This window comes from Sulfurovum sp., assembly GCF_049668085.1.
Lineage (GTDB): Bacteria > Campylobacterota > Campylobacteria > Campylobacterales > Sulfurovaceae > Sulfurovum.
In genome coordinates, this window is the sequence record NZ_JBATIY010000133.1 from 1 (window position 1) to 2,269 (window position 2,269).

Consider the following 2,269-nt stretch of genomic DNA (forward strand, 5'->3'; position numbering starts at 1 on the left):
GGGTATGCAATTTCTCCCATGCACCGTTACTATCCAATATCATACGGTAAGCCTCTGCAGTGATAGCAAAACCATTAGGTATACGTATACCCTTTTCTGTTAGGTTTTGATACATTTCACCTAAAGAGGCGTTTTTACCGCCAACAAGATCAACATCTTCTATACTAAGTTCATTGAACCATTTGATATACTGAGACATAAGCTATCCTTTCACCCTTTTATTTATTCTACTCCTAAATAATTAATAGTGTGATTATTGATAAAAAATTTAAGCTATACAATCGAAAATACGTGTAGTAGGGGCAACAGGACTATTGCTTTATCTCATTCTTAACAGAATTTTGTAGGACTCGATAAGTATTACGATTTAATAGATAGTTTTTTGCATTAAAAAGACTTTCAAACATGATCTTCCAAAGTAGAGAGAAGTTCTTCTCATTTCTGACATCACAAAGCTGTGTTTGCATCTGGTATTCTAGTTCGCTCAATGCTTTGGCATGATGCACGTATGCTTTTAAAATGCTGTGATCCACACCCACTTCCCTAAAATAGCTAACTAACTTAATGATACTGGCTTCTCTGTCTGTATAGTCATCTTCATTCAGTGGCAACACAATACCATCATGCAATAATTCTTCTAAAAGCATAGTGTCTACATTAAAATGTTTTATAAACTCTTCTTTGGTAAAGTGCTCAGCATCAGAAGGAATTGCACTGAGTGTATTCATCAATGGCTGCAACATGGTTGCCGAGCTGGAAAAAGACTGGTTTTGATTCTGTAAGGCATACTTTATTTGCTCATTGGTACTGCCTATCTCTTCTTTCATATACATGATATAACTAATTAATTCAATATGCTCATCACTGTAGCGATGTACATTTGATTTAATTTTTTTCGCTTCAGGAAGTAATCCTTCCCTGATGTAATACAAAATCGTTGACTTAGGAACATGCGTCTTGGCAACAAGTTCAGATATCTTATATTCCAACATTCAGCCTTTAATGATTAATTTTAATTTAATGCATTATAGCATATAATCTTAAAACGTAAAGTTCAACTTAACGTTTTTGAAAATGACGCATAAAATAAGGACAAATATGGCACACATACAATTACCTGAATTTGAAGAGATGTCTTCAGAGATTCAAAAAAGAGCTCAACCGATATTAGAGCAAACAGGTCAGCTGGGTGAGATCTTTAAACTCTTGGCTCTGGATGAGAAGATCTACTTTGCAACTGATGGCATGATACAAAAATACCTTCTTGATGAAACAACACTTTCTTATGATACAAAAGAGTCTATTGCCCTGCTTATCTCTCTGGAAAACGGTTGTAAAATGTGTGTAGATGTCCATAAAGGCATAGCTAAAATGCTTGGAATGGCAGAGGAACGTATAGAAGAAGTCCTTCAAGGTGTTGATGCCATGAATGTTCCAGAAAGTGAAAAAGCCCTATTGAACTTTTGTATCAAAGCATCAAAAAAAGACAACTATAAGATCCTAAAAGAAGAGATAGATACTTTAAAAGAGCTGGGCTACAGTGACATTCAAATTGTAGAGGCAGTAGCTATCACTGGATATTTTAATTATATCAATACCCTTTCTAATGTATTTGGCTTGGGGCAATCATGAAAAAATTATTTGGATTTATAAAGAGGTTTCTCATTGGAATTTGGGATTTTATTTTCTATCTCGTTGGAGCACCTTATGAACAACAAGCTAAAAAATTAGACTGGGATGAGAAGGACGCTACATTTAGAGGTCCAGAGAATCCAAAAACTAAAAAAACACATTACAAAGCAAATAAAGTGAGTAAAAAATGATGAAATTAAAAATAAGCTTTCTCTTAGTATTCTTTACCAATATTATACTAAATGCTTCGACCATGTATACCTTGTCAGGTATTAACAAACTCTATTTGGTTGTAGAAATAGGTGGTAAAACTGTTCCACAAACATACAAAAGTACGATCTTGGAGAGTTTAAAATCAACGACAGATGATCTGAAGATCGATACAAAAGGGTATGACCCAAGATCTTTGGCAGTTCTTATCAATGAAAAAGTCTTCAATGACACAACAGTGGTCAATATTCAACTCGTTGTTGGTGAAGAAGTGAAACGCTTGGACAACAATGAAAAAACATTTGCATTGACCTATCAAAGCTTTGGAAGCTTTTCACTCAATGAAGATGATGAGTTAGAAGATGTATTTGAAGATACCTTTGACACGATGCTTGCAAAATTTGCAGAACAATATACTGAAGAAAAC

The 2,269-nt window shown here is 34.3% G+C and carries 5 protein-coding genes; 3 read left to right on the forward strand and 2 right to left on the reverse strand.

Annotated features, from left to right (window positions below):
* Both WBM70_RS08540 and WBM70_RS08545 read right to left on the reverse strand, forming a co-directional pair.
* The coding region (locus WBM70_RS08540; protein ID WP_424558085.1) for a PEP/pyruvate-binding domain-containing protein at positions 1-199 on the reverse strand (199 nt) is incomplete at its 3' end.
* Positions 200-311: 112 nt separating this feature from the next.
* A complete protein-coding gene (locus WBM70_RS08545) occupies positions 312-992 on the reverse strand; it encodes a MerR family transcriptional regulator (RefSeq protein WP_424558086.1) in 681 nt (226 codons plus the stop codon).
* Positions 993-1,098: 106 nt separating this feature from the next.
* On the opposite strand from WBM70_RS08545, the gene WBM70_RS08550 reads away from it, so the two are divergent.
* The 3 genes from WBM70_RS08550 to WBM70_RS08560 all read left to right on the forward strand — a co-directional run.
* The gene (locus WBM70_RS08550) at positions 1,099-1,632 is read left to right on the forward strand and encodes a carboxymuconolactone decarboxylase family protein (RefSeq protein ID WP_424558087.1); all 534 of its coding nucleotides are present in this window, start codon (positions 1,099-1,101) and stop codon (positions 1,630-1,632) included.
* Complete coding sequence (locus tag WBM70_RS08555) at positions 1,629-1,823, forward strand: hypothetical protein (RefSeq protein ID WP_424558088.1); 195 nt, start codon at positions 1,629-1,631, stop codon at positions 1,821-1,823. Before WBM70_RS08550 ends, WBM70_RS08555 begins: the two co-directional genes overlap by 4 nt.
* On the forward strand, positions 1,823-2,269 hold a 447-nt coding region (locus tag WBM70_RS08560), incomplete at its 3' end, for a hypothetical protein (protein ID WP_424558089.1). The genes WBM70_RS08555 and WBM70_RS08560, both read left to right, overlap by 1 nt.

Coding starts and splice junctions, on each gene's coding strand:
- WBM70_RS08555 (WP_424558088.1), top strand. CDS start 1,629: ATGAAAAAATTATTTGGATTTATAAAGAGGTTTCTCATTGGAATTTGG.
- WBM70_RS08550 (WP_424558087.1), top strand. CDS start 1,099: ATGGCACACATACAATTACCTGAATTTGAAGAGATGTCTTCAGAGATT.
- WBM70_RS08545 (WP_424558086.1), bottom strand. CDS start 992: ATGTTGGAATATAAGATATCTGAACTTGTTGCCAAGACGCATGTTCCT.